Consider the following 26,462-nt stretch of genomic DNA (forward strand, 5'->3'; position numbering starts at 1 on the left):
CCTGTTGCCGTGAACGCCACCACTGCACGGAAGATAGTGCAGCAAAGCTCAGCGGTCCATTCGGACGAGTCAGCCGACGAGAAACAGCCGTTCGGCGGTGTAGAGCACGAGCCCGGCAAGGCCACCGATGATCATGCCGTTGAAGCGAATATATTGCAGGTCCTTGCCGATGTTCATTTCGATCAGCCTTGTCAGTTGCGCGAGGTCCCAGCGCTTGACCTGGTCGGCGATGAATTTGGACACGCCGCTCTTCTGGCTTTCGACGAAGGATGCAAGCGCCACGATGAACCCCTGGTTCATGTCGGCCCTGATCTGCGCGTCGTCGGCAAGATGGCGGCCGACCTCGACGAACATGGTGGCGAGATGGTCGCGGATCATCGAATTCGGCGCCTTGGCGTCCTGTTCGATGAACAGCCGCAGGCTGTCCCACATATCGCCGGCCAGCGAGCTGAGTTCTGGCCGGGCAAGGAAATCGCGCTTCAGCTTTTCGGCGCGCCTGGCATATTGTTTGGATGTCCTCAACCGCTCGACGAAGGTCCCGACGAAAAGGTCGAATTCGGCTCGCATCGGATGGTGCGGATCGGCGCGCACTTCATCGAGCAGCGAGCCGGCCGATGCAACGATCTTCTTCAACAGATAGGCGTCGGCGCGAAACAGGTTGAACAGCGACGGCAGTTCCTCGCGGATCTTCTCGCGCATCGTCGCCAGCGCCTGCTCGTCGCTCAAGAAGCGGCCGACCACCTTGGTGAACTCGTCGAACAGTTTCTGGTGGCGACGGTCGTCGGTCAGCGCCGACAGCAGCTCGGCGGCGAGCGGCGCCAGCGGCACCTTCTCGATCTGCTCCAGCATACGGCTGGTGAAGAAGCCGCGCAGTCCGGATTGCTCGACCGCCGCCAGCGTCTGCGGCACCAGCCGGCCGACGAAGCGCGACAGGTCGGCGGCGCGGTTCGGGTCGGCCAACCAGTCCGCGACCAGCGCGGAAAAGTCGACCTCGGCGAGCTTTTCGCGCACCGGTTCCGGCGCCAGGAAATTCACCTCGATGAAGCGGCCGAGATTGTCGGCGATGCGATTCTGGTTTTCCGGAATGATGGCCGTATGCGGGATCGGCAGGCCAAGCGGCCGCCGAAACAGCGCCACCACCGCATACCAGTCCGCCAGCCCGCCGATCGTCGCCGCCTCGGCGAAAGCGGCGACGAAGCCCAACCACGCATGCCGGCTCTCGAGCGATTTCGCCACCGCAAAGACCAGCACGCAAAACGCAAGTGCTGCGGCGGCGACGAACTTGGTGCGCCTGAGCGCCGAAAGCTTGGCGTCGGCATCGGCGTCGAACCGGACGGACGCGACGGATGCAAATGCCGGGGCTGGTCGTGACATGATGGGCCGCTCCTGATCGTGTATGCGAACTTATCTAGTGTCGCCTGCCCCAGAAAGCGCGCCGCTGGTTCCGGTGCGCGCAATCGTGCACGCAAACTTGACGCCGGAATTCATCTATTATGCAGCGCCAGTCTGGAATTGTTCCAAACTATAGGCCATATTGACGCCAACCACTGTTATGTGAGGACACAATGCGGCTTACCCGTCAGACCAACTACGCCATGCGCATTCTGATGTATTGCGCCGCCAACACCGAGCGGTTGAGCCGCATCCCCGAGATCGCCGCCGCCTATTCGGTCTCGGAACTTTTCCTGTTCAAGATCCTGCAGCCGCTGGTCGAAAACGGCCTGATCGAAACGGTGCGCGGCAGGAATGGCGGCGTCAGGCTCGGCCGCGCGGCCGAATCAATCAGCCTGTTCGATGTCGTGCGGGTGACGGAGGAAAGCTTTGCCATGGCCGAGTGCTTCGAGAACGACGCCGCCGAATGCCCGCTGATTGACAGCTGCGCCTTGAATTCGGCATTGCGCGAAGCGCTCAACGCCTTCTTCGCCGTGCTGTCGCGCTACACGATCGCCGATCTGGTGGCGGCGCGCCCGAATGTGCGACACCTGCTCGGCATCGACATGCTGGTGCAAAGGGCGCCGGCCGCCTGATTTCTCTGATTGCCTAAGCTGCCGATTGCGGCAATACGAATGGCATGTTTGCGGCCGGCAACACGCCGACCTTCAGCCGGCAATCGAAGACCTTTTCGATCAGCTCGTCGCTGAGCACCTGTTGCGGCGAACCTGTAGCCGCGAGCTTGCCGCGATGCATGACGAAAATCCGGTCGGCATACATCGCCGTCAAATTGAGGTCGTGCAGGATGGCGACCACGCCGCCGCCGCATCTGGCGAAATCACGCGCGATGTCCATGATGATCAGCTGGTGTTTGATGTCGAGGCTGGACACCGGCTCGTCGAGGAACAAATAGCGCGGCTTGCCGTCGAGCACCGGCGCCCACACCTGGCACAGCACGCGGGCAAGCTGCACGCGCTGCTGCTCGCCGCCGGACAGCTCCTGGTAGAAGCGGCCGGCGAAACCGTCGAGGTCGACGCGCGCCAGCGCGCGTTCGGGCAGGCGCTGGTCCTCGCCGGGCAGCACACCGGAGCGCCCGCCGACCAGGCCGAGCCTGACGATCTCGCGCACCGTGAATGGAAACGACAGCGTCGCCGCCTGCGGCAGCACCGCGCGCACCGTCGCCGCCTCGACCGGCTTCATCGCGGATAGATTGCGGCCGTTGACGGTGACCTCTCCCGAATAAGCAAGATCGCCGGACAGTGCTCTGAGGAAGGTCGTCTTGCTCGAACCATTGGGGCCGACGATGGCCGCGATTTCGCCCGGCCGCGCCGCGAAATCGACATTGGCGACAATGCGCTTGCCGCCGATCGCCACCGAGACATCGCGCGCTTCGATCATAAGAGCCCCTTTTACAGGTCGATGACGCCGCGCTTGCGCAGCAGGATCCACAGGAAGAACGGGGCACCGGCGACCGCGGTGACGATGCCAATCGGCAATTCGGCCGGGGCAACGATGGTGCGGGCAACGGCGTCGGCCAACAGCAGCAGCGCGGCGCCGAGCAGCGCCGATGCCGGCAGCAGGTAACGGTTGTCGGGGCCGATCAGCAGGCGCAGCAGATGCGGCACCACGATGCCGACGAAGCCGATGCCGCCGCTGACGGCGACCGACGCGCCGACCGCCGCCGAGACGCCGACAATCGCGGTGTATTTCAGCCGCTGCACCGGAATGCCGAGATGGCCGGCCGTGGCCTCGCCGAGCGCCAGCGCGTTGAGGCCGCGCGCCAGGAACGGCATTGCCGCCAGCGCCAGCACGATGACCGGTCCGACCGAGCCGATCTTCTGCCAGGTGGCGCCGCCCAGCGAACCGAGCTGCCAGAAGGTCAGGTCGCGCAATTGCCGGTCGTCGGCCATGAAGATCAGGATGCCGGTCAGCGCCATGGCAAGCGCCGCCAGCGCGATGCCGGCGAGCAGCATGGTGGCGACCGAGGTCCGGCCCTGCCGTGTCGCGACCTGATAGAGCAGCAATGTCGTCGCCAGCCCGCCGCAGAACGCAGCCAGCGGCAGAGCCATCGTGCCGAGCGCCGAAGTCAGCGGCGCCAGCATGGTCGAGCCAAGCACGATGACGGCGACCGCACCGAGGCTCGATCCCGCCGAAACGCCGATCAGGCCGGGGTCGGCCAGCGGATTGCGGAACAGCCCCTGCATGACGGCACCGGAGACGGCAAGCGATGCGCCGATCAGCACGCCCAGAATGATGCGCGGCAGACGGATGTCATGGATGATCAGGCCGTCGCGGGCGCTCAACGCCGCGTCGCCGGGCAACGCGCCGAACAGCCAGTTGTGCATGACGCCGATGGGCGAGGCATCGGATGCGCCGGAGGTCAGCGACAACAGCACGGCGATAGCCAGCCCGACGCAGAGCAGCACGATGACGAGGCGGGCGCGCCGCGAGCGGTCACCCTCGGCGGCCGTCACCATAATTCCCGCCGCACCAGCGATCGAATGATCCGCCATCGCGCTCAATCCGTGACCTGGCCGCCATAGAGCGAGACGGCGAGGTCGTGGATAGCGTCGGCCGTGCGCGGGCCGAAGCCGAGCAGATAGCCGCCGTCCATGCGGATCAGCTTGCGGGCGGCACCCGCCGGCGTCGAAGCCACGGCAGGGTTCGAAAACAATTCGTCATCCGCGGTTGCCGGCCCGGCATTGTTCATCATCAGGATCGCGTCGGGCCTGGCTGTGATGACTGCCTCGTCCGACAATTGCTTGTAGCCGGCAAAGCCGTCGATGGCGTTGATGCCGCCCGCAAGCTTGATGATGCCGTCGGCTGCGGTGTCGCTGCCGGCGGCAAGCAGCTTGCCGCCCTGCATCGACAGCACGAACAGGATGCACTTGCGCTCCTTGATCGAGGCGGTCTGCTTTTCGGCTGCCTTCAGCCTGGCGTCGATCTGGACCGCCAGCGCATCGGCCTTGGCCTCGGTGCCGAGCGCCTTGCCGACGATGTGGATCTTTTCCAGAATGCCTTGATTATCATAGCGCTCGGGCACCTCGATGAACGGGATGCTTGATTTCTTCAAGACGTCGACGGCTTCTTTCGGTCCGCTGCCGTGCAGTGCCAATATGCCCGACGGATTGACCGACAGCACACCCTCCGGCGACAGCTGGCGCATGTAGCCGACATCCGGCAGCTCCGCCGCCGCTTGCGGATAGCGGCTGGTCGAATCGCGCGCGACAAGGCGATCCTGTTCGCCGAGCGCGTAGACGATCTCGGTGATCGAGCCGCCGATGGCCACGATCCTTGAGCGGTCGGCGAAAGTCGCGATGCCTTCGGCGGCCTGAGCCGGCATCAGCACGGCGAACGCCAGGAAAACAGCGGCCGCAGGACCAAGCGCCGACCTGGAGACCGATGCCAGCCTGGAGAATAGAACCATCATCGTTTCCTCAGGCTGCGGTCGGGCTTGGGATACGCGGCAGGTTTTCGGCCAGAAAGCGCCAGTCTTCGCGCTCGCTTTCGCCCTCATGCCGCTTACCGAAGAACTGGATGATCATCTTGCCGTCGGCGCCATAGACTTCGAGCGATGTGACATGGCCGTCCTTGGTCGGCTTGCGCACGGCCCAGACCTCATCGATGTGATCGGTCCGCAGGTGCAGATGGAAGGTCTCGTCGAGCACATTGAGCCATGGTCCCATCGGCTTGATCGAGGCGACGGGGCCGGAATGGATCTGGATGCAGCCGCGATTGCCGACAAAGCACATGATCGGCATGGCGCCAGCAGCGGCGTGGTTGAACATGGCGCTCACCGCATCCTTATCGACCAGCCAGGCATAATCCTGGCCGACCAAGCGCACCGCCTGGCGGCGGCTGAGCTTCAGTGTCTTCAACATGCCGAAGAACTGATGCACGTCGGTCAGCTGGCTCCAGCGGTCGCGCAGATCGTCGACGCTCGCCGAATTGTCCGCAGTCTCGGTCTCGTCGTCAGGCACGCCCGCTGAAATCGCCACCGTCGGTTCCTGGTTCGGCGATTCCAGCCCGGCCACCAGCCTCTGATAGGCGTAGAGGTTGGATGCTGGCCTGAGATGCACCTTGTGTACCGCCTCGCCTGCGGTGTCGAAGAACTGCAGGCTGCGTCGGATGTCGGCGCCGTCGCGCTTTTCCACGGCAAAGCCGTGCGCCCAGACTTTCGGGAAAATACGCAGGTCGATGTTTTCGCCGAGCACCATGGCATTGTGATTACCGGTGACGACCTTGTCGTAGACGCCGATCTTCTCGTGCACCGCGCTTTCGTTGCGGGTCAGCGCCATCACCTCACCGACAGCTTCGAGGCCAGTCAAAAGGTCGTTGACACGCGGCTCGACGCGCACGACGCCGTCGCCGCAATGCGCGGCGACCAGTTCGGCCTCCGAAATACCGAGCTGGGCGGCGAGGTCGCGCTCGCGCATTTTCGGATTGTCTGCCCGTGCCCGCCGGATCTCGTGCGGGGCGGGTTTTACGCGCTGGTCCATTTCTACCACCTACTTGTTGAGGATGAGCTTGCCCTGCCGGGTGATCTTCAGCCGGTACAGCGCACCATGATGCTCGATGCCGATCTCGTGCTCGCCCTGGAACAGCGTGTTGCTGGACAGCGTTCTCACGGCCGATTGGACCCGGTCGAAACGGACGGAATTTTCGTCGGAACGGCGGACGCGATAGCGAAAGTCGCTGGGATTGTGCGTGTTCATGGGTTCGCTCCCTGTTTTGTGCCGGGCATCTGGCTCGGCGCCTGCGTGAAATGCCGATTCAATTCTTGACTCGAATGGTCATGTTATCTAGCAGTGCAATACCGGAGTAAATGAGTCAACATTTAAGACGCCGGACGCGATGAAAAATGCCAGCGAGCCCCAAGCCAGCCAGCATCGAACATGGATTCTTGGAGTTCCAGCATGGGGTTGGCGAATTGGGGACGGCTGGCGGGCAGCGGCCTGGCACACTGGTCGACGGCAAGCAAAATGGGGTCTATGGCAAGCAAAATGGCCGCGTTGCTGGCCGGCGCGGCGGCGCCTACCGCGACTTTGACGACTACAAGTATGGCGGCGGCGACACTGTAGCGGGCACTGGCTTCGATGTCTTGAGCGGCCTGCTCAAGACGACCATCCGCCCCAGCGAAAACAGCGAGCTGAAGCTCGGTTGGATCGGCTCGAACGACGGATGGACCGAGACCAGCGGCAGCGCGCCGGTGAACGACGCCGACCTGAAGGCGAATACCTTCACGGCCCGCTACAACATCACCGACGAAGACAAGAGCTGGCTCGATCTCCACATCAACGCCTCCTACAACAAGACCAAGCTCGATCTGACGACCCTTGTCGCGCAAAACCGGTTTGATCCGGTCACCGGCCTGCCTGTGGTTCTGCCGGCGGGTTCGAAATCGACGTTCGACATCGGCACCTCCGGCATCGACATTTGGAACACGTCGAGATTCGAGACCGTCGGCATTGCGCATGAGCTGACCTATGGCGGCGACTGGGTTGCCGACGATGTCGAGACAGGCGGCACGGCGGGCGGCGACAGTTTCTACACGCCCTCGGGCGATAGAAACGTCTCCGGCGCTTACGTTCAGGACAAGCTCACCTGGGACTGGCTCGAGGTCATCGCCGGGCTGCGTTACGATAGCTACAAGCTCGACAGCGATGTCGGCGAAACCTCTGGCAACCGGCTGTCGCCACGCATCACAGTGGGCATTTCGCCCTTCGAAACCGCCAGCCTTTCCGGGCTGCAATTCTACGGCACCTATGCGGAAGGCTACCGTTCTCCGTCGCTGTCGGAGACGCTGATCAGCGGCAATCATCCGGCAGGCGTCAGCTTCCCGTTCCTCCCCAATCCCAATCTCAAGCCCGAAACCGGCAAGACCGTGGAATTCGGCGTCAACTACAGCACCAACGGCGTCATCCAGGCCGACGACGCGCTGCGACTGAAGGCGGCCTATTCAACAACAATGTCGACGATTACATCGACGGCGTAACTCTATCGGCGTTCGACCCTACCAGCGGCTGCCCGTTCGGTCCGGGCATACCGATCTGTTTCCAGTATCAGAATTTCGCCAAGGCCAAGATTCACGGCTTCGAGATGGAGGGCGTCTACGACGCAGCGTGGGGCTTTGCCGGCCTTTCCGCCTCGTTCACCGATGGCCACACGATTTCCTATGAAGGCGAACGGGCGGACCTAGTCACCGTCCCCTCCTCCCAGGTCACCGGGCAACTCGGCTTTCGCTTCCTCGAGGACAGGCTGACCATCGGCGGTGAGGTGCAATACAACGGCAAGCCGCAGGGCAACGCGGTGGCCAAGGACTATACGCTGGTCAATGCCTTCGCCAGCTATCAGGCGTCCGACAATTTCAAGGTCGATTTCCGCGCCGACAATCTGTTCGACGTCAAATATGCCAACCCGCTGAACGCGTCGACCACGAGTGTCGTCTACGAGCCCGGCGTCACCCTGAAGCTGGCGGCGACGATGAGGTTTGGAGGCTGACGACAATGACAAGCATGACGGCATCCCTTCGTCTGTTCGCCGCGGTGCTGGCAATATCGCTTGCGGCGCCTCCGGCATGGACACAACAGCAAGCGCCGGCGCTTCTCCTCGAGCTCAACGGCGCGCAGCCTTCCGACAAGGGCTGCCGCCTGACCTTCGTGGTCACCAACAATCTCGGCGCCGGTCTGTCCAAGGCGGCATTCGAGATCGCGCTGTTCAACGAGGCCGGTGTCGTCGATCGGCTGACCGTGCTCGATTTCAAGGAGCTGCCGTCAGGCAAGACCAAGGTGACGCGTTTCGACCTTGCCGGCACCGATTGCGGCAAGGTTAGCCGCGTGTTGATCAACAGCGCCACGGAATGCGCCGGCGCCGAGCCGAATGCCTGCATGCGCGGGCTGAAGACGCAGACCAGGACCGGCATCGCCTTCGGGGTCTGAATTTGGGACTGGAACCCGCATTCGCGCGAAACACCGTGGCGTGGCCGCTAGCCGGTTTGCTGCCGCCGGAGCCGGACGATCCGGATTTCGCCATCCCGCGCGGGGCGCCGCGTGTTTCGCCGCGCGACAGGCCGGAAGACAGTTACATCGCCGATGCCGACGGCGACTTGACTGCGGTACCAGTGGAGCCATTGCGGCAGGCACGACAGAAGCAGCGGCGCCGCAATTGGACGGTCGCGATCGCCTGCTCTTGCGCATTCCACGTAGCCGTGGCGCTGGCCTTTCTCACGCTGCCGGACGACCGGCCAAGGATCGAGGGTGCCGACCAGCAAGGCGAAATGCTGCTCGGCGCCGAGCCGCAGCAGGCGGCCGGCGATGTCGGAGACGACCCGGAAGTGGCCAACGTAACGATGGTGACCATGCTCGACGCCAAGCCCGTCGAAACGGTCGAGGCGCAGGCGACCGCGGCTGAGGAGACACTCCAGCCGGTCACTGACGCGGCGAAGACGTCGGACATCGAGGTGGTCGAGCCGGTCAGCGAGGCCGCCAAAGAAACTGCACTTGCCGATCGCACAGAGCCGGCACCTGCGCAGCCGGCGCGCCAGGACCCATCGCCCGACATTCTTGCGACCGACAGGCTGGTGCCTGCCGACGACAATGCCGTGCCGCCGCCAGTCAGCGCCACCGAAACGGCCGAGCCTGCCGAGACAAGCGCACCGGCACCAGCCGATCCGACGCCAGCCGAAACAGTTCAGACGACCGAGACCGTCGGCGCGGCGGAAGAACCGAAGCCGAACAGGCCGGAGCCCAAGCAGCCGAAGAAGGCAACCGCAAAGAACAAGCCGGCCAAGAAGGCCGAACCAAACGAGCCTGAAAAGCCGGCCCTGCGCAAGAAGGCGGCCAAGGCACTTGCCAAAGCCGATTCCAAGAAGAGAAAGACCGGCTCCGGCGGCCGTGACGAAACGGATGTCGCGCGCGGCACGGCCGACGGCAAGAAGGACGGCAAGATCCTGACCGCCAGCAGGGGCGGCAAATCAGGCGTCGGCAATGCAGCCGTCACGAACTATCCCGGCAAGATCCGGTCAAAGCTGGTGCGGGCCTTCAATTCGACACGCACGCGCGCCACTGGCACGGCTACCGTTGCCTTTACCGTCGGCTCGAACGGCAGCGTCCGGTCGGCCAGGCTGACGGGCAGTTCGGGTGTTGCCGCGCTGGACAAGGCCGCACTCGACGCAGTCCGCCGGGCTTCTCCGTTTCCCCCTATTCCAGACGGAGCCGGTCGCTCGGCCTGGCAGTTCGAAGTGCCGCTCGGTATTAGGTAACGATCGTCCTCATGCGGGCACCAAAGTCGGCGCCGCCCCTGCCCGCGATGAGCGAGCCGTAGCGAAACCCTCAGGCCGCAGCCAGCAGGCTGGCATTGCCGCCCGCCGCCGTGGTGTCGACGCACACGGCGCGCTCGTGCGCATAGGCGGCCGGATAATAGACTTCGCTGACCAGCGGCACGATCGGGCCGGCGCGCTCGGCGATGACCTTGCGCACGATGCGCGCGGCCTCGGGCGTGCCAGAAAAGGCCACGACATCGACCCGCAGCGAGCGCGCTTCGACCGGGTCCGGTCTACCGTCGATGGCCGCCAGCGGCAGGCCCTTGCCGGTCAGCGCCGACAGCGCTGCCGGCGCGCCGGGCGCGACGGCGAGCACCGCATTGCCGGCGGATAGCGCCTGGATCGCCTGGGCAAGCAGCGTATCCGCGTCGGGACCGAGGCAGAGCACGCGCCCGCGGGGCGACAGCGACAGCGTGTTTGCCTCACCGGTCGGCCCGGGCAGGTCGACCTGGCCGAAATCGACGGCGGCTGCAGCGCCGATGGCCGCGGCGCCCTTGCCGCGCAGATGTTTCCTCAGGATGGCGACGCGATCCGGCCGCGTCGACCAGCCGCCAAACGCCGGGTCCGGCAGATTGTCGGCGAGCTCGGTCGCAGTCACCTTGCGGCCTTCGGCAAGATGGGTGCCGGCCTCCGGCCCCTTGCGGAAGCGCCGGAGATAATGTGGCCCGCCGGCCTTCGGCCCGGTGCCGGAAAGCCCCTCGCCGCCGAACGGCTGCGCGCCGACGACGGCGCCGATCTGGTTGCGGTTGACATAGATGTTGCCGGCATGGATGCCATCGACGAAATGCTGGGCGCGGCCTTCGATGCGGGTGTGCAGGCCGAAGGTCAGGCCATAGCCTTTGCGGTTGATCGCGGCGATCACCGCATCGATCTCGTCGGCATCGAAGGTGGCGACGTGCAGCACCGGGCCGAACACCTCGCGCTCCAACTCCTCGATGCCCTTGACTCGAAAGACGTGCGGCGCAACGAAGCGGCCGTCCTTCGGTGCTTCGAGCTTGGCAATCAGCCGGCCCTGCAGGCCCATTTTGGTGCAATAGTCGCGGATCGACGCTTGCGCCTCGTCGTCGATGACCGGGCCGACATCGGTCGAGATCCGCCACGGGTCGCCGAGGCTGAGCGCTTCCATCGCGCCTTTCAGCATCTCAAGCATCTTCTTCTCGACGTCCTTCTGCACGTAGAGCATGCGCAATGCCGAGCAGCGCTGGCCGGCACTCTGGAAGGCGGAGGCGAGGATGTCGCGCACCGCCTGTTCCGGCAGCGCAGTGGAATCGACGATCATGGCGTTCAGGCCGCCGGTCTCGGCGATCAGCATGGCGTCGGGCGCGGCGGTGTCGGCGAGCTGCTTTTCGATCAGCTTGGCGACCTCGGTCGAGCCGGTGAAGCAGACCCCGGCAATGCGCGGATCGGCGGTCAGCGGGCCGCCGACCGAGGGACCGTCGCCGGGCAGAAGCTGGATGACGTCTTCCGGCACGCCGGCCTCGCGCAGCAGCTGGACGGCGCGGAAGGCGATCAGCGGCGTCTGCTCGGCCGGTTTGGCGATCACCGAATTGCCGGTGACGAGTGCTGCCGCAATCTGCCCGGTGAAGATGGCCAGCGGGAAATTCCACGGCGAGATGCAGGCGATGGCGCCGCGCGCCTCGGTGCCCGCCTCGGCATTGGCGGCCTCAGCCGCATAGTAGCGCAGGAAATCGACCGCCTCGCGCACCTCGGCGACGCCGTCGGCCAATGACTTACCGGCCTCGCGTGAGGCCAGCGCGAAGAACTCGACGGCGTTCGCCTCATAGAGGTCGGCCGCCCGGTTGAGGATGGCGGCGCGCTCGGCGACCGGGCGTCTTGCCCATGCCGGTTGTGCCTCGACGGCGATGCGCACGGCGGTCTCGACCTGCTTGGCGCCGGCCTCGCTGACCGTGCCGACCACTTCCGAAGGTTTTGCCGGATTGACGACCGGACGCTGCTTGCCATAGCCGGCAGCGCGGCTGACCGGCTTGGCGTGCCAGCGCTCCGGCCCGGCGAACTCGGCCCTGGCCTTGTCGATCGCCGCCAGCGTCAGCGTGTCGGTGATGTCGAAACCCCTGGAATTGCGCCGGCCGGGGCCAAAGATCGCCGACGGCGGCACGATCGCCGGATTGGCGGCGGGGCCTTGTTTCTCCACCGTTTCGAGCGGGTCGCGGGCGATGTCCTCGGGCTCGACCTCCTCGTCGGTGAGCTGGTGGACAAACGAGGAGTTGGCGCCGTTCTCCAGCAGCCGGCGGACCAGATAGGCGAGCAGGTCGGAATGCGCGCCGACCGGCGCATAGATGCGGCAGCGCGTGCCTTCGGCCTTGCGCACCGTCTCGTGCAGTGCTTCGCCCATGCCGTGCAGCCGCTGGAACTCGAATGTATCGCGGTCCGTCGTCATCGACAGGATGGCGGCGACGGTGTGGGCGTTGTGGGTGGCGAATTGCGGATAGATGCGATCGGTCATCGCCAACAGCTTCTTCGCGCAGGCCAGGTAGGACACGTCGGTGTTGGCCTTGCGGGTAAAGACCGGATAGCCGTCGAGCCCGAGCGTCTGCGCCCGCTTGATTTCGGTGTCCCAATAGGCGCCCTTGACCAGCCGCACCATGATGCTGCGGTCGTATTTCCTCGCCAGTTCGTAGAGCCAGTCGATAACGAAGGCGGCGCGCGGGCCATAGGCCTGCACGACGACGCCAAAACCGTTCCAGCCGGCAAGCTCCGGCTCGGCCAGCACCCGCTCGATGACGTCGAGCGACAAATCGAGGCGGTCGGCTTCCTCGGCGTCGATGTTGAGGCCCATGCGCGAATGGCGCGCCGCCAGCGCCAGCGACAATAGCCGCTCGGCCATGACGGGCAGCATCTTTTCCTTCTGCGTCACTTCATAGCGCGGATGCAGCGCCGACAGTTTTACCGAGATGCCGTGATTCTGGCGGATGTCGGGGCCGTTGGCGCCGGCATCGAGCGAGGAGATGGCGTCGGCATATGCCTTGAGGTAGCGCAGCGCGTCGGCCTCGGTGCGGGCCGCCTCGCCCAGCATGTCGAAGGAATAGAGATAGCCTTTCTGCGTCATCGGCCGGCCGCGCCTGACGGCTTCGGCAATGGTGCGGCCGAGCACGAATTGCTCGCCCATCTCGCGCATCGCCGCCGCCACCGCCTTGCGGATGACCGGCTCGCCCAGCCGGCGCACCATGGCGCGCAGCGTGCCTTCGATGCCGCCCTCGCCTTCGTCGAGCACGCGGCCGGTCAGCATCAGCGCCCAGGTCGACGCATTGATGAAGATCGAGCTCGAGCCGCCCGAATGCGCCGACCAGTCGTGCGGCGCAATCTTGTCGGCGATGAGGTCGTCCATCGTCTCGGTGTCGGGCACGCGCAGCAGCGCCTCGGCCAGGCACATCAGCGCCACGCCCTCCTTGGTCGAGAGACCATAGGCTGACAGGAAGACCTCCATCAGCCGCGGATCGGACGAGCCGCGCACCGCGCGCACCAGATCGGCGGCACGGGCCGAAATCGCCTTGCGGTCTTGCGCGGACAGCCCGGCCGCCTCGGCCAGCCGCTTCACCGCCTGGTCTTCGTCGGGCAAATAATTGGCACGGATCTGCTGGCGGATGGTGTCGAGCGCTGGCATGGCGGTCCTGTATAAGGGAGCGGGCCGGCGGTCACCGGACCGAATGGCGCAAGCTAACATAAGTAGGGATTCCAGTCGGTCCAAAGAAATCGACAGCACAGGTCGATCGATCTATCATTAGGACTGATCACCTCCAATTCGACCAGGAATCCAATGACAGAAGACCAATTGGACCGGATCGACAGGAACATCCTGTCGGCGTTGGGTAGCAATGGCCGGCTTTCCATGTCGGATCTGGCGGCGAAAGTCGGCCTGTCGAAGACGCCGGTGCAGGCTCGAGTCAAGCGGCTGGAGAAGGACGGCTTCATCAGGGGCTACCAGGCGATCATCGACCGTGAGCGCATGGGCGAAGGCCATGTCGCCTTCGTCCAGGTGAAACTGTCCGACACCCGCTCGGCCGCGCTCGACGCCTTCAACCGCGCCGTGCAGGCGGTGCCGGAGATCGAGCAGTGCCACATGATGGCGTCGAGCTTCGACTATCTGCTGAAGGTCCGCACCACCGACATCGCCGCCTACCGCCGCGTGCTCGGCGAGCGCATCTCGGCCCTGCCGCACGTCGCCCAGACCTCGACCTTCGTGGCGATGGAGACGGTGAAGGATCGGTAGGAGAGCGCTGCTGTTGTCCCGCCAACCTCACTCCGCCAGCGTCTTCAGAAACGCCACCAGCGCCGCGCGTTCGCGATCCGAAAGCTGCAGCGGATGGATCTCGGATGTGCCTTCGACACTTGCCGGCGCCTTGGAATAATGCGCCACCACTTCGTCGAGCGAGGAAAACTGCCCGGCATGCATGTAGGGCGGACGGGTGGCCGCGCCGCGCAGCGACGGGGTCTTGTAGGCACGGACGAGTTCCGGCCCGGCCTTGACCATGAAGCGCAGTTCGCGGCAGGCGCTGGCATCGCCGTCGCGAAAGGCACCGAAGCAGTTGAACGGATCGGCCTCGACCTGCGCCACCGCGTCGACACGGCCGCGATCCGGCGGCAGGCCCGCGACCGGCGGCACGCCGGTGTTGTGGAAGCTGCCGTCGGTAAGACGCGGGCCATTGTGGCAGGTCACGCAATTGGCCTTGCCGATGAACAGCTTCAGGCCGAGGATTTCCTCCGGCGAAAAGGCGGCGTCGCCTTTCGGCTCGGCGCCCGCAGCCAGGTCGATGGCAAAGCGGTCGAAGCGTGTCTGCGGCGGCGCGATCGAGCGCTCGAAGGCGGCGATCGCCTTGCCGATATTGGCAAAGACGCGGTTGACGTCCTCGGCTTGGCTGGCGGGCATGGCGTTCCAGGCCGCCTTCTCGGCATCGGTGCCGAGCGGGCTGGCATTGGCCGGCACGCTCGAAAGGTCAGGCAGCGGCCCGAAGATGCGCTCGTAGCGCTCGCCGAAGCGGGCCTTGATGTAATGCGCGAAGGCGGCGCGGTTGCCGGCCTGCTCCAGCGGATTTTCGAGCGGTGTCAGCGCTTGCGCCCACAGGCTGTCGCGCCGCCCGTCCCAGAAGAACCAGGGATCATGCGCGACGCCGGCCAACGGCATGGTACGACGGTTGGTGCGGCCGACGCCGACAGCTTGCGGCAGGTCGTCCTGGAATTGGCGGTCGATCTTGTGGCAGGTCGAGCACGATACCGTGTCGTCGCCGCTCATCCCGGTGTCGAAGAACAGCGTCGAGCCCAGTGCCGCTGCGGCCGGCACATCGGCGAAGCGATTGGTGGTGTCGGGCTTCAGCGGCGGCAGCTTGGACAGGGCCAGCGAGGCGATGGTCTGCTTTTCGGCATCGGAAAACTCCGGTCTGCCGCAGCCGGCAAGCACGGCCACCACCACCAACGCGAGAAGACTGGAAAACCGGGCCATCAGTGGCTCACAGCACCACGTTGAAGACGACAGTGTCCGAACCGGCCGCAGCGGAAATGGCAAAATGCAATTGCCACCACCCGCTCATCGTGAATTTCACGCCGTCGATGCGATAGCGCCCCTCGCCGAGGTAATCGGTCGCCTGCGGGCTGGTCGGCAGACCGTGCTTGTGCTGCGGCATGCCGCCGGAAATCGTTATCGCAGCACCTTCCACCGGCGCACCCTCGACGGTTCTCAGCGTCAGCAGCCAGGATTCCAGTTCGCCCTGCCGGATGACGCCCTTCTCGGGCTCGAAAGTCGCCACGAACAGCTTGTTCGCTGCCGTCTTGGAACGGCCTACGTCCGAGCTTGGTTGCGGCGCATGCGGCGCCGTCAGATAGACGACGGCCAGCACGCCGGCGAGCAAGGTAGCCAAGCCGAGGCCTCCAAGAAGATAACGCCATAACGATGCCAAACCTATTCCTGTTCTGCGGATAACGTTTCGCTGGGCAGATCGCGTCCCACGCCCCTGTGGGAAATTGCCCCCAGTGCAAGAATCCGCCGTCGCCAAGCATGGCGCTGCCGGCAGCAAAAAGCTACAGCACCGCAATTGCAGGATGGAGGAGTACTTCATGGCAGGAAACGGCATCGCCTCGATCGGCGAGTGCATGCTCGAGCTTTCGGGGCAGGTCGGGCCGAACTGGCGCATGGGCTTTGCCGGCGACACGTTCAACACTTTGTGGGCGCTGCATGCCTTGAGCGGCGAGCGGCCGGCGACCTATGTGTCGGCCTTCGGCGACGACCCGTTCTCACGCGACCAGATCAAGTTCCTGGCCGAGAACGGCATCGGCATCGGCGCCAGCCCGGTGATAGCGGGCGCCCGCCCCGGCCTCTATGCGATCACGCTGACCGGCCCTGAACGTTCTTTCACCTATTGGCGGGCCGATGCGGCCGCAAGGCAGTTGGCTTCGGACCCAGCCGCTTTGCAGAAAAGCCTTGAAAACCAGGCGCTTGTCTATTTTTCCGGAATCACTTTGGCAATCCTCGACGACGACGCACGCGAGGTGCTGCTGACGGCCGTGGCCAAGGCGCGCGCGGCCGGCTCGCTGATCGCCTTCGATCCCAACTACCGGCTGCGGCTGTGGCGCCGGCGCGAGGAAGCGCAGGCCGCGATCCTCGAGGCGCTCGCCGTCGCCGACATCGCACTACCCACCTTTCCCGATGAGCAGATGCTGTTTGGTGATACGACATCGCAGGAAACAGCTGAACGGCTGCGAAAACTGGTTGGCGAAGTCGTCGTCAAGAACGGCGAGGAACCGGCGCTGATCGCGCAAAACGGAACCTTGCAATCGGTGCCGGCGGTACACGTGGCCAACCCGGTCGACACCACCGGCGCCGGCGACTCCTTCAACGGCGCCTATCTCGCCGCTCGCCTTGCCGGCCATGCCCCGGCAGAAGCCGTGCTGCGCGCCCATCGCGTCGCCGCCGCCGTCGTGCAGGTGCGCGGCGCGCTGGCACCGTTCGAGACGCTGAGGGCAGCGTTCGAGGCGCCTGCTATCTGACCTTGATGACGACCTTGCCCTTGGCGCGTCCTGTTTCGACATAGGCCAGGGCGTCATTGGTCGCTTCGAATGGAAAGACCCGATCCAAAACCGGGCGGATCGCGCCGGCTTCGATGAGGGCGGTGATTTTGCTCAGCTGATCGCCCTGCGCCCACATGAAAAGGAACGAAAACTGCACACCACGGCGCTTGGCTTTGGCCCGAATTCCGCGGCTGAGTAGGCGCAGCACCAGCCTCAGCATCAAATTCAGTCCCTTTTCCCTGCCAAATTCGGGATCCGGCGGACCCGAGATGGAGATGAGCTTCCCACCCGGTTTCAGCACGCTCAGAGATTTTTCCAGTGTTTTGGCGTCCTGGCTGTTCAAGACGACATCGTAGCCCGACAGAACTTTCTCGAAGTCGTCTTTCCTGTAGTCGACGACGACATCGGCGCCGAGACTTTTCACCAGATCGGCACTCGCCGCGCTGGCGGTTGTCGCAACGGTCGCGCCGAGGTGCTTGGCCAACTGAATAGCAAATATCCCGACGCCGCCGGAACCAGCCTGAATGAACACCTTCTGTCCCTTCTTCAGGTTTGCCCTGTCGATAAGCGTCTGCCAGGCGGTGAGACCGACCAGGGGAATCGAGGCCGCCTCTTCCATGCTGAGATTCTCAGGCTTGAGCGCCACGTCGGCTTCATTGACGGCAATGAATTCGGCGAATGTCCCAATCCGGCCATCGCGCGGCCGCGCATAGACCTCGTCGCCGGCTTTGAACTTGCCGACCTTGGATCCCACGCGAACAACCTTCCCGGCCACGTCGTGGCCCAGGGTGAAGGGCCGGTGATAGGGCAGGATGAGTTTAAATTCTCCGGTTCTGACCTTGGAATCGAGCAGGTTCACCCCTGCGGCATGGACCTCGACCAGAACATCGCTGTCCTGGAGCTCCGGCTCCGGCATTTCGGCCAGCCGCAGGGTGCCCTTTTTATTATACTTATCGACAACGAATGCCTTCATGGCAGTTACTTTCTAAGAATGTCTGTTGCTGTTCCGGACGAAACAAGCCGAACGTTTTCAGCTGCATAGCCGCCCTGCGGCAAGGCCTCAGCCTCGAGGAAGGACAGGGCTTTCGGGACAAAATCGGCGTAGTTCTGAAATACCCCGCCATGCCCGGCATCCGGATAGATAACCAGATGCGCCCCCGGGATACGCCTAGCGAGATCGTAGGTATTGCTGCTCGGCACCATCCTGTCCTGGTCGCCATTCGCAACCAAAGTGGGAATGCGGATGGCGCTCAGGTCTTGCGGCGCCAGCAGTCCGTAGGCCTTGATCGCCTTGAGTTGCGCGCCGAAGGCGCTCAGCGATACCGCCTTGTCCCGGTTATTCCGGCGCTCCTTCAGCCGTCCCAGAAACGCGTTTGCGGCGCGGCGCCCATTCGGCGTCCTTGTGAAGAAGAGATAGTATTTCGGATCCCGCAAAGTCAGCGCGCCCTTGATCATGTCCACGATCGTCAGCGGCGTCACCTTGTCGATGCCTTGCCCACCGGCCGGCCCCGTTCCAGCCAGGATGAGTTTGCGCACGAGCTTAGGCTCCGTCAGCACTATTTCCTGCGCCACGAAGCCGCCGAGCGAAAAGCCGAAGAGATCGACTTCTTCGAACCCCAGCGCCCGGATAAAGGCGATTGCATCCCGCGCCATGCCGGAAATGGTCGACGGAGTCTTGCCCCCCGAAGCACCGATGCCGCGATTGTCGAAGGCAATCACCCGCCGGGTCGCAGCGAGGCCGTCGACGATGCGCGGATCAAAATTATCCAGCTGAGCAGCCAGATGGTTGAGCAGGATCACCGGCACGCCCGCCCTGGGCCCGAGTTCCCTGTAAGCAAATGCTGTGCCGCCGACATCGATCGAGAGCGTTGGCGCGTCCTGGAACAATGCCGGTGAACGCGGCGACCGATTGGATGTATGTGTCATGCTTGGCGCCTCCGTCTCGTAGGGCCTGACCAAATGTGTTGTGGTTGCTAGTCGCATGTGCGTGAAATCCTCTGGCTCGCTGTTGTTCAGACCGGCAGTCGGAACTGCTTGCGCAGGCTCTTGTCGAAAATCCCCGCGGGGGCAAAGCGGCGCAGCAGGCTGACCTGGCGCGCTGCCTTGCCAGCGGTATAGCGCCGTCGCGGACGGGCATCGGTCGCTGCCTTGACAACCACATCCGCCACCACTTCCGGCCGATCGGCTTTGGGCATCACATCGCCCAGCAGCGCCTTGAGCCCGGCTCGAGCCCGATCGTATTCCTTCAACAGCGAATCCGGCTCGATGCCGTTCTGGTCGAAGACGGTGCGGACGAATGCCGGCTCGATGACGGAAACGCGGACGTTGAAGGCGCGCACCTCGTGGTCGAGCGATTCCGAATAGCCTTCGAGCGCGTGCTTGACCGCCGAGTAATGAGCTGAGTATGGCGCGGGTACCAGTCCCAGAATGGAGCCGATATTGATGATGCGCCCTTCGCCGCGCCGCCGCATCGACGGCAACACCGCATTGGTCATCCGCATGACGCCGAACAGATTGACGTCGAACAGGGCTTGTACCTGTGCGACCGAGGATTCCTCGGCGCCGCCTAGCAGGCCGACACCGGCATTGTTGACCAGGAGGTCGATCCGGCCGGTCTGCGCGAGCACAGTTGAGACGAGGGCGCCGACCGAGTCCCCGTTGGTGACGTCGCACGTCAGCATGGATACCTGTGTCGGTCCGTTGCTTGTCGCCCTGCGGCTTGTCCCGAAGACCGTAAACCCTGCCCGCGCCAGTGCCTCGGCGCTGGCTCGGCCAATGCCCGAGGAGGCTCCAGTCACGAGCGCGGTCTTTCCCGAATTCATCTTCATTTCGTGCTCCAAAATCATGAGGGCTAGATTTTTTCCATCAATTGAATTATGATCATAATATCACATTACGCTAATAATGCAATAGCAAAGAGGAATAGCAGCATGCGCTACGAAAAGGGCCGAAAAGACGCGTCACGCAGCCGGATCATGGAGGTCGCCGCCGAACGTTTTCGATCTGACGGCATCGCGGCGTCCGGGCTGGCAACCATCATGAGCGACGCCGGGCTGACGAACGGCGCCTTCTATCCGCACTTCCAGTCCAAGGCGGAGCTCGTCCGTGAAAGCGTGGCGGCGGCCTTGGACGCTCAGTCGCATCAAGTGCAGGAAGCATTGGCCGCCGGCGGCCCGGAAATGGCCATAGAGACGTATCTATCGGCCGAGCACCGGGACAATCCTGGAAAGGGCTGCGCTTCGGCCGCGTTGTTGCCGGAAATCGCGCGGCAGCCGCCTGAAACGCGGGCCCTCTACGCCGAGCGCATTCAATCCCTGGTGCGCCAGATAGCCGAAGCTCTGCCGCGGACCAATGATCCAGAGGGCGCTGCGTTGGGCATGTTTGCAACGCTCATCGGCGCTCTTCAACTCGCGCGCGCCGTGGAAGGGACGGAATTGTCGGATCGCATCCTAGCGGCGGGAGCAGATGCCGCGAAAGCGCTGATCCGGCCGGTTCAAGACAAGGTGGCCTCCTGAGGGCAGCCCGGACTATTCGGCCGGCTCGAATCTGCCTTGCACCAAGACTGTCTCCACCGGCCCAAGCGGATTGATGATCCGGCTCTCCAGGACTTCGATAAGTTTGCGTCCAACACCAGCCATATCCACGGAATGAACTCCGATCTTTGCCGGCAGGAAGCGTGCCAGCCGCGTGCTGTCACGGGTGACGATGTGGACGTCGCGGCCTGGTGTAAGACCCCGCTTGCCGAGAGCGTGCAACGCTCCCAGAAGGCCCAGTTCGTTGGCGCACGCCAGGCCCGTTGGCGGATCCGACGACGCCAGCAAGCGATCGAACCAGCCTGCGCTCGATTCCATGGTGAACATGCCATGACCGATCAGCGATGGGTCGATCGGAATACCGGCCTCGGCCATTGCCCTTCCATAACCGGAAAGACGCATGGCGCTCGCCTGGTCCTCCGGAACGAGAAGTTGCAGCGCAATGCGTCGACAGCCCTTATCCATGAGCCGCCGGGTCGCCTCGTAGGCAATCTGTTCATTGTCGACATCGACATAGGGATACGCGATATCCAGGTCGGTTCTTCCAAACGCGACGAATGGCATGCGTTTATCCAGCAGCAGCTTGACGCGCGGATCAGCCGACACCAGGCGTGTGATGATCAGGCCGTCTGCGCTGCGCGCCTGAAGCTGCCGCTGCACACTCTCAACGGGATCGTCGTCGGGAGTGGTGGAATAGATGGACAGACTATAACCGGCTTGCCGCGCCGCCAGCGTCATGCCTTCGATTAAAGGAAGCTTCAACAGATCGGACAGATGGTCTCGTGTTTCCATCGGGAGTACGGCAGTCAGCGTCTGCGTTCGACCGGTTTTGAGCGCGCGACCATGATGATTTGGCAAATAGCCGACCCGCTTAGCCGCCTCCTTGACGCGGGCTATGGTCGAGGGCTGCACTTCCGGCCCATCCTTCAGAGCGCGGGACACCGTGGTCACCGAGAGGGAAAGTTCCGCGGCGATCTGCTTTAGATTGGCCATTGTTCGCCCGACTTCATTTGCGAAAGCGCCGGCTGATTTTGCTGACCGCCAACGTTACCGGATTCGACATCCCGGTCAATCCAAACTCCCGTAGGAAGCAGCTTGACTCCAGCGTATTCAGGTGCAATCGTAACGTTACGATTACAAAATAATGGCTCTTTCAAGCGATATTCCATAAAAGTTGGGGAGGAGAACCTATGTCCTGGCTACGCATTTCCTTAACAGCATTCGCAATCTCGGCTGCCCTGCCCGTACATGCGCAAACGGTCACCATCACGACCGCAGGCGGCGACTATGGCAACGCCATCAAGGAGGCCATGTGGGGCCCCGCTGCAAAAGAGCTTGGCTATGATGTCCGCGAGGAGACGCAGAGCGACGGCCTGGCCGCCCTGAAGATGCAGGTTACCTCGGGTGCAGTCACGACCGATATCGTCCACCTGGGTTCGCCGGAAGGCGCGCAGGCTGCCGCACAGTCGCTGCTTGAGCCACTCGACTACAAGATCATCGATCCGAAATCCGTGCCGGAGGGTGCAAAGTCCGACTACTGCTATCCGTTCGACTCCTATGGCACCGTCATGTCGTGGAACACCAAGACCTATGGCCAGAACCCGCCGAAGACGTGGGCGGAATTCTGGGATGTTGCCAAATTTTCTGGCCGTCGCGCGTTGCGCGCCAATGCGCAAGACTCGATCGAGATCGCGCTTCTCTCCGACGGCGTGGCACCGGCGGACGTCTATTCCGTGCTCAGCACGCCGGAAGGGCTAGAACGCGCCATCAAGCGGCTTGAAGCGATCAAACCAGATGTCGCCGTGTGGTGGACCTCGGGAGCTCAATCCGCGCAGTTGCTGAAAGACGGTGAGGCGGATTTGGTCATTACCTGGAACGGACGGGCCCAAACCGTGAAAGCAGATGGCGGCGCGGCTGACTACACGTTCAAGGGTTCGGTCATCGGCACGGACTGTCTTGGGGTGCCGAAGGGAGCGCCGAACAAGGAAGCCGCGATGAAGCTCATCGCAGCGATGACGCAGCCCGCGCGCGTTGCCAAGCTGACCGATTTCATTGCCTACGGCCCAGTCAATCCTGCGGCATATGAGGGTGGCCTTATTCCCGAGGACCGTCTGAAGACCCTTGCGACCGCGCCTGAAAATGCTGGCACTTCGGTGTTTTCCAATTCAGAATGGTGGGTCAAGAATGGCGAGGCTGCCCAAAGAGCCTTCGATGAAATGATGGCCCGCTGACTCTCAGCTCTAATGCATGTCGCGCAAAAATGTGCAGCGCGCGACAACGACATGCATGAAAACAAGAACCTAAAGCGTATCGCGCGAGGCCGGTCGAACGCGACGCGCTTCAAGGCTGGAGCATATGATGAAGTCGCTCGCGATCACCATCGAAAGCGTGCACAAGGCTTATGGGTCCTACGTCGCACTGGATGATGTTTCGCTCGACATTCAGGCTGGCGAATTCCTCACGCTACTAGGGCCATCGGGATCGGGCAAAACCACGTTGCTCATGGCTCTGGCCGGTTTTGTCCGGCCGGATTCCGGTAAACTTTTCTTGGGCGACCGAGACATCACCCGCCTGCCGCCCAACAAACGAGACATCGGCATAGTATTCCAGAATTACGCCTTGTTTCCGCACATGAACGTCCTGGCGAACGTCGCGTATCCGCTGGTGCTGCGCAAGATACCGAGAGCGGAGGCGCGTCAGCGGGCGCTCGATACCTTGGCCCGCGTGAAGCTGGATGGTCTGGCGGAGCGCAATGTTGCCGCACTATCCGGCGGCCAACGTCAACGGGTGGCATTGGCGCGGGCTATCGTCTTCGAACCGCGCGTGATGTTGATGGACGAGCCGCTGTCGGCGCTCGACAAGAATCTGCGCGAGACCATGCAGTATGAGATCCGGCGTCTGCATGATCATCTAAAGATCACCACAATCTATGTGACCCACGACCAGCGCGAAGCGCTGATTATGTCTGACCGGATTGCGGTGATGAATTCTGGCCGCATCCAGCAGATAGATACGCCGCAGCGGATTTATGATCGTCCATCGACCCGCTTCGTCGCGGAGTTCATGGGCGAGGCTAACATTGTGGCCCCGGGCTCAGCGCGCAGAATCGATGGCGCCGAAGCATCACGCGAAACTCTGATGATCCGCGCCGAAAGCTTCCATCTTGATGCGAAGCTCGTCGGGGGAGACGGAGTGGCTCTCGAAGGAATACTGCGCGCCAAAGCGTTCCGCGGCGAGAACTGGCTTTTGACGCTGGCGCTTGACGGCGGGCAAGAGGTTCTTGTCTGCATTCCGGCAGCGCTGGCCGGCGGCTGCGCCGAGCTTGCCGCCGGTCAGCGGATGATTGCATATGCACCAGCAGCGAAGGTACACGCGATACCGGGAGCGATGGCGTGACCGTCGTCCGGGATCCGGCGCTCGCGGCGGATGCGCGGCGCGAGCGGCGGTTTTTTCTTTCACTTTCGCTCCCGGCGCTGTTCATCGTTGGACTGGCGGCGATACTGCCCATCCTTTGGATCATCCGGCAATCCTTCCTGACCACCGGGGGTGAGTACACCGTCGGCAATTACCAGAAGGTCCTTTCGAGCGGACTGACATGGTCGGCGCTCGTCACGACCCTCGAACTGTCCTTGGGTACGCTGGCGGCCTGCATTGTTCTCGGCACCCCTCTGGCGCTGGCTCTGGCCAGCGTCAGACCAAGGCTGGCCAACGTGCTCATGGCGTTCGTCATGCTGCCGCTGTGGACCTCCATTCTGGTGCGTACCTATGGTTGGCTGGTGCTCTTGCGGCGCGATGGCCTGATCAACGCGGCTTTGACCGGTTCAGGCCTGACGGCGGAGCCATTGCCGCTGGTCTACAACTTCACGGGAACGCTCATCGGCATGGTTCACTACATGCTGCCGCTCTTTCTGCTGCCTGTTTATGCTGCGATGCGCGATATCGACCCAAATCTCATTCGCGCGGCAGCGAGCATGGGAGCCACTCTCAGGCAGGTCGTCCGCACAGTCATTATGCCGCTTTCGGCGGGCGGCATCTTCTCGGGTTCGATCATCGTCCTCATCTACGCCATAGGTTTTTTCATCACGCCGGCGGTGCTTGGCGGCGGCAAGGTAAATCCGCTCTCTACCCGGATCGAGCGTACACTATCGACCTTTCAGGACTGGGGGTCGGCGAGCGTCCTGGGCATTCTGCTCCTCGTTCTTATGGCGCTGATCGGTGTGATGTTGCTGGCGGCACGCCGCCTGATGGCCCAGAACACGGTGGAAGCCTCCCATGCTTGAAGCCTATCCGCAAAACAGGCTCGCCCGCATTTTGCTCTGGAGCTTTGCCGCTCTTGTCATGGCATTTCTGATGCTGCCGACGCTCGTGGTGGTGCCGCTTTCGTTTTCGGCGTCGAATCTCCTCGAGTTTCCGCCGCACGCCTACTCGTTGCGCTGGTATGAGAACTTCTTCGGCTCGGCAACGTGGATGGCTGCGCTCAGAACGAGTTTGATCCTTGGGACGTTGACGGCGTTGATCACGGTGCCATTTGCGCTGCTCGCCTGCATTTCGATGAATCGGCTGGGCGGAAAGACCGCTGCGACGATCCAGAGCGTCCTGCTAACCCCCTCGATCACTCCAGGAATCCTGCTTGCGATCGGCCTCTTCTTTGTGTTGGCTGCACAACATCTGATCGGAACGCTATTCGGTGTGCTGGTCGGACATGTGGTGCTGGCCGTTCCGGTCGCCTGCATTGTGTTGCTACCCGCGCTCGCCCGCTTTGACTGGAACCAGGTTCAGGCGGCGCGCAGCCTCGGTGCAAACTGGGCCAGAGCCATTGGCGGAATAATCGTTCCGCAACTTCGGATCAGCTTGCTGTCGGCGACATTGATGGCGTTCCTGACTTCGCTTGATGAGTCTGTGATTTCGATCTTCGTCGCAAGTGGTCGCAACAGCACGATGCCGAAGCTTATGTTCCTGTCGCTGCGCGATCAGATCGATCCGACCATTGCGGCGATATCGACATTGTGGACCGTCATCGTCGTGGCCGTCGTCCTGATTGTGACCCTTCGCCAAAAGTCCTGACCGAGACTGGAAACATGCCCACCAATCACCACGCAGCCGACGATCTGACGGATCATTCGACCGACATCCCTCAGGTAGGGTTGGCCATCATCACCGGGTCGGCAAACTGGGGGCTTGCCTTCCCGGAAGATGTCGAATTCGATGGTGTGCGCACCTTGCGGCGCGACATGAGTTTTGAAACGCCTTTCGGTCGCACCGACAACTGGAAGCTGCTCGAGTTCGATGCGTCGATCACCGCCGAAGGGAGAGCGAAGCGCGCGCTGTGCATGTATTCGCACGGCAATCCCCGCGACCGTATCGACCATTCCTGCCATCGCCGCGCGTTCTGGGTATTGATGCGGGCGGGTGTACGGCAAGTTCTCGCCTGCTCGACTGTAGGCGCCGTCAACAAGGCGATCCAGCCGGGCGACATGGTGGTGGCCGCCGACATCATCGAACTGACGCAGACCCCGTTTTCACTGCTTCCAGACCGCCAGAGCTTCGACTGTTCGGGCAAGCAAATCGTGTGTCCAAGATGTGCGGCGGTTCTGGTTGAAACGGCCCGCCGTCATTGGCCAGCCGAATGCCGCGTTTATGGCATCGAACAGCAGTTGGTGGCTGCCCATTGTTATGGACCCCGACTGACAACGCCAGCCGAAGCCTTGGCGTATCGGGGCATGGGGGCGGATGTACTCAACCATTCCATCGCCCCTGAGGCGACCCTGTCGCGCGAGATCGGCGCGTGTTTCGTGCCTTGCGCATTCGTGACGGCGGGCTTCAACGACTATATGGATCGCAATCGCCAGAAATTGCTGCAGGAGGACGTGCTGCCCAATCTCTCCATGACAGCCTCGCGGGTCGCCCTGGAGACCGCCGCGCGACTTCCCGCTGACCCGGAATGCTCCTGTCACGGCTTGAAGTCGCCTCAGCCGCAAGAACGCTCCAGCCGGTTCTGAGATAACCCTGGTGCGCCGGATAGCTGAAGCTCTGCCGCCGACCACGGACCCCGAGGGCGCTGCGCTGGGCATGTTCGCGACGCTCATCGGCGCGCTTCAACTGGCCCGCGCCTAGAAGGGACGGAATTGTCGGATCGTGTCCTTACAGCGGGAGCAGATGCC

General features: G+C 63.3%; 24 protein-coding genes and 1 pseudogene. 12 read left to right on the forward strand and 13 right to left on the reverse strand.

Annotation, left to right across the window (positions count from 1 at the left end):
* Nucleotides 1–69 precede the first annotated feature (69 nt).
* Nucleotides 70–1,374 carry a DUF445 domain-containing protein gene (locus NKH23_RS22540; RefSeq protein ID WP_352721071.1) on the reverse strand — a complete coding sequence of 435 codons (1,305 nt, stop codon included), beginning with the start codon at nucleotides 1,372–1,374 and terminating at the stop codon, nucleotides 70–72.
* Nucleotides 1,375–1,565: 191 nt separating this feature from the next.
* On the opposite strand from NKH23_RS22540, the gene rirA reads away from it, so the two are divergent.
* A complete protein-coding gene (gene rirA, locus NKH23_RS22545) occupies nucleotides 1,566–2,027 on the forward strand; it encodes an iron-responsive transcriptional regulator RirA (RefSeq protein ID WP_352721072.1) in 462 nt (153 codons plus the stop codon).
* A gap of 13 nt (nucleotides 2,028–2,040) precedes the next feature.
* On the opposite strand, the gene NKH23_RS22550 is transcribed toward rirA, so the two are convergent.
* Genes NKH23_RS22550 through hemP form a run of 5 tightly spaced genes read right to left on the reverse strand, consistent with a single transcriptional unit; the run spans nucleotide 2,041 to nucleotide 6,146 of the window.
* A complete protein-coding gene (locus tag NKH23_RS22550; RefSeq protein ID WP_352721074.1) occupies nucleotides 2,041–2,829 on the reverse strand; it encodes a heme ABC transporter ATP-binding protein in 789 nt (262 codons plus the stop codon).
* Nucleotides 2,830–2,840: 11 nt separating this feature from the next.
* A complete protein-coding gene (locus NKH23_RS22555; RefSeq protein ID WP_353035365.1) occupies nucleotides 2,841–3,944 on the reverse strand; it encodes a FecCD family ABC transporter permease in 1,104 nt (367 codons plus the stop codon).
* Between the two features lie 5 nt (nucleotides 3,945–3,949).
* Entirely contained in the window at nucleotides 3,950–4,858 is a 909-nt protein-coding gene (locus NKH23_RS22560; RefSeq protein ID WP_352721078.1) for a heme/hemin ABC transporter substrate-binding protein, read from the reverse strand.
* 10 nt (nucleotides 4,859–4,868) lie between these two features.
* The gene (locus NKH23_RS22565; protein WP_352913321.1) at nucleotides 4,869–5,930 is read right to left on the reverse strand and encodes a hemin-degrading factor; all 1,062 of its coding nucleotides are present in this window, start codon (nucleotides 5,928–5,930) and stop codon (nucleotides 4,869–4,871) included.
* 9 nt (nucleotides 5,931–5,939) lie between these two features.
* A complete protein-coding gene (gene hemP / locus NKH23_RS22570; protein ID WP_352451949.1) occupies nucleotides 5,940–6,146 on the reverse strand; it encodes a hemin uptake protein HemP in 207 nt (68 codons plus the stop codon).
* 320 nt (nucleotides 6,147–6,466) lie between these two features.
* Between hemP and NKH23_RS34660 the strand changes: the two are divergent.
* The 3 genes and pseudogenes from NKH23_RS34660 to NKH23_RS22590 all read left to right on the forward strand — a co-directional run.
* Nucleotides 6,467–7,932 (forward strand): annotated as a pseudogene (locus NKH23_RS34660) (TonB-dependent receptor domain-containing protein); the annotation flags it as partial.
* A gap of 5 nt (nucleotides 7,933–7,937) precedes the next feature.
* On the forward strand, nucleotides 7,938–8,369 hold the full coding sequence (locus NKH23_RS22585; protein ID WP_352913320.1) for a hypothetical protein: 432 nt from the start codon (nucleotides 7,938–7,940) through the stop codon (nucleotides 8,367–8,369).
* Nucleotides 8,370–8,371: 2 nt separating this feature from the next.
* The gene (locus tag NKH23_RS22590) at nucleotides 8,372–9,691 is read left to right on the forward strand and encodes an energy transducer TonB family protein (protein WP_353025949.1); all 1,320 of its coding nucleotides are present in this window, start codon (nucleotides 8,372–8,374) and stop codon (nucleotides 9,689–9,691) included.
* Between the two features lie 70 nt (nucleotides 9,692–9,761).
* Here the strand turns inward: NKH23_RS22590 and putA are convergent, their stop codons facing one another.
* Complete coding sequence (putA, locus tag NKH23_RS22595) at nucleotides 9,762–13,373, reverse strand: bifunctional proline dehydrogenase/L-glutamate gamma-semialdehyde dehydrogenase PutA (protein WP_353025951.1); 3,612 nt, start codon at nucleotides 13,371–13,373, stop codon at nucleotides 9,762–9,764.
* Nucleotides 13,374–13,526: 153 nt separating this feature from the next.
* Here putA and NKH23_RS22600 point away from each other — a divergent pair, with 153 nt between their 5' ends.
* Nucleotides 13,527–13,979, forward strand: a complete 453-nt coding sequence (locus NKH23_RS22600; protein WP_352568904.1) for an Lrp/AsnC family transcriptional regulator — start codon at nucleotides 13,527–13,529, stop codon at nucleotides 13,977–13,979.
* A gap of 27 nt (nucleotides 13,980–14,006) precedes the next feature.
* Here the strand turns inward: NKH23_RS22600 and NKH23_RS22605 are convergent, their stop codons facing one another.
* Both NKH23_RS22605 and NKH23_RS22610 read right to left on the reverse strand, forming a co-directional pair.
* Nucleotides 14,007–15,206 carry a cytochrome-c peroxidase gene (locus NKH23_RS22605; RefSeq protein ID WP_352913316.1) on the reverse strand — a complete coding sequence of 400 codons (1,200 nt, stop codon included), beginning with the start codon at nucleotides 15,204–15,206 and terminating at the stop codon, nucleotides 14,007–14,009.
* A gap of 7 nt (nucleotides 15,207–15,213) precedes the next feature.
* Nucleotides 15,214–15,660: a FixH family protein gene (locus NKH23_RS22610; protein ID WP_352913315.1), complete on the reverse strand. Its 447-nt coding sequence runs from the start codon at nucleotides 15,658–15,660 to the stop codon at nucleotides 15,214–15,216.
* A gap of 157 nt (nucleotides 15,661–15,817) precedes the next feature.
* On the opposite strand from NKH23_RS22610, the gene NKH23_RS22615 reads away from it, so the two are divergent.
* On the forward strand, nucleotides 15,818–16,747 hold the full coding sequence (locus NKH23_RS22615; RefSeq protein ID WP_353025954.1) for a sugar kinase: 930 nt from the start codon (nucleotides 15,818–15,820) through the stop codon (nucleotides 16,745–16,747).
* On the opposite strand, the gene NKH23_RS22620 is transcribed toward NKH23_RS22615, so the two are convergent.
* From NKH23_RS22620 to NKH23_RS22630, 3 genes are all read right to left on the reverse strand, one after another.
* Nucleotides 16,740–17,741: an NADP-dependent oxidoreductase gene (locus NKH23_RS22620; RefSeq protein WP_353015179.1), complete on the reverse strand. Its 1,002-nt coding sequence runs from the start codon at nucleotides 17,739–17,741 to the stop codon at nucleotides 16,740–16,742. The genes NKH23_RS22615 and NKH23_RS22620 overlap by 8 nt on opposite strands.
* 5 nt (nucleotides 17,742–17,746) lie before the next feature.
* Nucleotides 17,747–18,694, reverse strand: a complete 948-nt coding sequence (locus NKH23_RS22625) for an alpha/beta fold hydrolase (protein WP_352913312.1) — start codon at nucleotides 18,692–18,694, stop codon at nucleotides 17,747–17,749.
* Between the two features lie 86 nt (nucleotides 18,695–18,780).
* Nucleotides 18,781–19,596 (reverse strand): oxidoreductase, encoded by an 816-nt coding sequence (locus NKH23_RS22630; RefSeq protein WP_352913310.1) that lies wholly within the window; start codon nucleotides 19,594–19,596, stop codon nucleotides 18,781–18,783.
* Nucleotides 19,597–19,698: 102 nt separating this feature from the next.
* Between NKH23_RS22630 and NKH23_RS22635 the strand changes: the two genes are divergently transcribed.
* Complete coding sequence (locus NKH23_RS22635) at nucleotides 19,699–20,283, forward strand: TetR/AcrR family transcriptional regulator (RefSeq protein WP_352913308.1); 585 nt, start codon at nucleotides 19,699–19,701, stop codon at nucleotides 20,281–20,283.
* 12 nt (nucleotides 20,284–20,295) lie between these two features.
* Here the strand turns inward: NKH23_RS22635 and NKH23_RS22640 are convergent, their stop codons facing one another.
* Nucleotides 20,296–21,294, reverse strand: a complete 999-nt coding sequence (locus NKH23_RS22640; protein WP_352913307.1) for a LacI family DNA-binding transcriptional regulator — start codon at nucleotides 21,292–21,294, stop codon at nucleotides 20,296–20,298.
* A 197-nt stretch (nucleotides 21,295–21,491) separates the two neighbouring features.
* Here NKH23_RS22640 and NKH23_RS22645 point away from each other — a divergent pair, with 197 nt between their 5' ends.
* The 5 genes from NKH23_RS22645 (at nucleotide 21,492) to NKH23_RS22665 (ending at nucleotide 26,300) form a co-directional block, all read left to right on the forward strand.
* On the forward strand, nucleotides 21,492–22,532 hold the full coding sequence (locus NKH23_RS22645) for an ABC transporter substrate-binding protein (protein WP_352719608.1): 1,041 nt from the start codon (nucleotides 21,492–21,494) through the stop codon (nucleotides 22,530–22,532).
* Between the two features lie 127 nt (nucleotides 22,533–22,659).
* Entirely contained in the window at nucleotides 22,660–23,697 is a 1,038-nt protein-coding gene (locus tag NKH23_RS22650; RefSeq protein ID WP_352719609.1) for an ABC transporter ATP-binding protein, read from the forward strand.
* Complete coding sequence (locus NKH23_RS22655) at nucleotides 23,694–24,581, forward strand: ABC transporter permease (protein ID WP_352719611.1); 888 nt, start codon at nucleotides 23,694–23,696, stop codon at nucleotides 24,579–24,581. Before NKH23_RS22650 ends, NKH23_RS22655 begins: the two co-directional genes overlap by 4 nt.
* Nucleotides 24,574–25,365: an ABC transporter permease gene (locus NKH23_RS22660; RefSeq protein WP_352719613.1), complete on the forward strand. Its 792-nt coding sequence runs from the start codon at nucleotides 24,574–24,576 to the stop codon at nucleotides 25,363–25,365. Before NKH23_RS22655 ends, NKH23_RS22660 begins: the two co-directional genes overlap by 8 nt.
* A gap of 80 nt (nucleotides 25,366–25,445) precedes the next feature.
* Nucleotides 25,446–26,300, forward strand: a complete 855-nt coding sequence (locus tag NKH23_RS22665; RefSeq protein ID WP_352719615.1) for a phosphorylase family protein — start codon at nucleotides 25,446–25,448, stop codon at nucleotides 26,298–26,300.
* The last annotated feature ends 162 nt before the right edge of the window (nucleotides 26,301–26,462 follow it).

The sequence above is a fragment of the Mesorhizobium sp. M1328 genome (assembly GCF_040318075.1).
Taxonomy (GTDB): Bacteria; Pseudomonadota; Alphaproteobacteria; order Rhizobiales; family Rhizobiaceae; genus Mesorhizobium.

Bases quoted from the DNA above. Each gene is read 5' to 3' on its own strand.
- NKH23_RS22540 (WP_352721071.1), bottom strand. From the start codon at position 1,374: ATGTCACGACCAGCCCCGGCATTTGCATCCGTCGCGTCCGTCCGGTTC.
- rirA (WP_352721072.1), top strand. From the start codon at position 1,566: ATGCGGCTTACCCGTCAGACCAACTACGCCATGCGCATTCTGATGTAT.
- NKH23_RS22550 (WP_352721074.1), bottom strand. From the start codon at position 2,829: ATGATCGAAGCGCGCGATGTCTCGGTGGCGATCGGCGGCAAGCGCATT.
- NKH23_RS22555 (WP_353035365.1), bottom strand. From the start codon at position 3,944: ATGGCGGATCATTCGATCGCTGGTGCGGCGGGAATTATGGTGACGGCC.
- NKH23_RS22560 (WP_352721078.1), bottom strand. From the start codon at position 4,858: ATGGTTCTATTCTCCAGGCTGGCATCGGTCTCCAGGTCGGCGCTTGGT.
- NKH23_RS22565 (WP_352913321.1), bottom strand. From the start codon at position 5,930: ATGGACCAGCGCGTAAAACCCGCCCCGCACGAGATCCGGCGGGCACGG.
- hemP (WP_352451949.1), bottom strand. From the start codon at position 6,146: ATGAACACGCACAATCCCAGCGACTTTCGCTATCGCGTCCGCCGTTCC.
- NKH23_RS22585 (WP_352913320.1), top strand. From the start codon at position 7,938: ATGACAAGCATGACGGCATCCCTTCGTCTGTTCGCCGCGGTGCTGGCA.
- putA (WP_353025951.1), bottom strand. From the start codon at position 13,373: ATGCCAGCGCTCGACACCATCCGCCAGCAGATCCGTGCCAATTATTTG.
- NKH23_RS22600 (WP_352568904.1), top strand. From the start codon at position 13,527: ATGACAGAAGACCAATTGGACCGGATCGACAGGAACATCCTGTCGGCG.
- NKH23_RS22605 (WP_352913316.1), bottom strand. From the start codon at position 15,206: ATGGCCCGGTTTTCCAGTCTTCTCGCGTTGGTGGTGGTGGCCGTGCTT.
- NKH23_RS22615 (WP_353025954.1), top strand. From the start codon at position 15,818: ATGGCAGGAAACGGCATCGCCTCGATCGGCGAGTGCATGCTCGAGCTT.
- NKH23_RS22620 (WP_353015179.1), bottom strand. From the start codon at position 17,741: ATGAAGGCATTCGTTGTCGATAAGTATAATAAAAAGGGCACCCTGCGG.
- NKH23_RS22625 (WP_352913312.1), bottom strand. From the start codon at position 18,694: ATGACACATACATCCAATCGGTCGCCGCGTTCACCGGCATTGTTCCAG.
- NKH23_RS22630 (WP_352913310.1), bottom strand. From the start codon at position 19,596: ATGAAGATGAATTCGGGAAAGACCGCGCTCGTGACTGGAGCCTCCTCG.
- NKH23_RS22635 (WP_352913308.1), top strand. From the start codon at position 19,699: ATGCGCTACGAAAAGGGCCGAAAAGACGCGTCACGCAGCCGGATCATG.
- NKH23_RS22640 (WP_352913307.1), bottom strand. From the start codon at position 21,294: ATGGCCAATCTAAAGCAGATCGCCGCGGAACTTTCCCTCTCGGTGACC.
- NKH23_RS22645 (WP_352719608.1), top strand. From the start codon at position 21,492: ATGTCCTGGCTACGCATTTCCTTAACAGCATTCGCAATCTCGGCTGCC.
- NKH23_RS22650 (WP_352719609.1), top strand. From the start codon at position 22,660: ATGAAGTCGCTCGCGATCACCATCGAAAGCGTGCACAAGGCTTATGGG.
- NKH23_RS22660 (WP_352719613.1), top strand. From the start codon at position 24,574: ATGCTTGAAGCCTATCCGCAAAACAGGCTCGCCCGCATTTTGCTCTGG.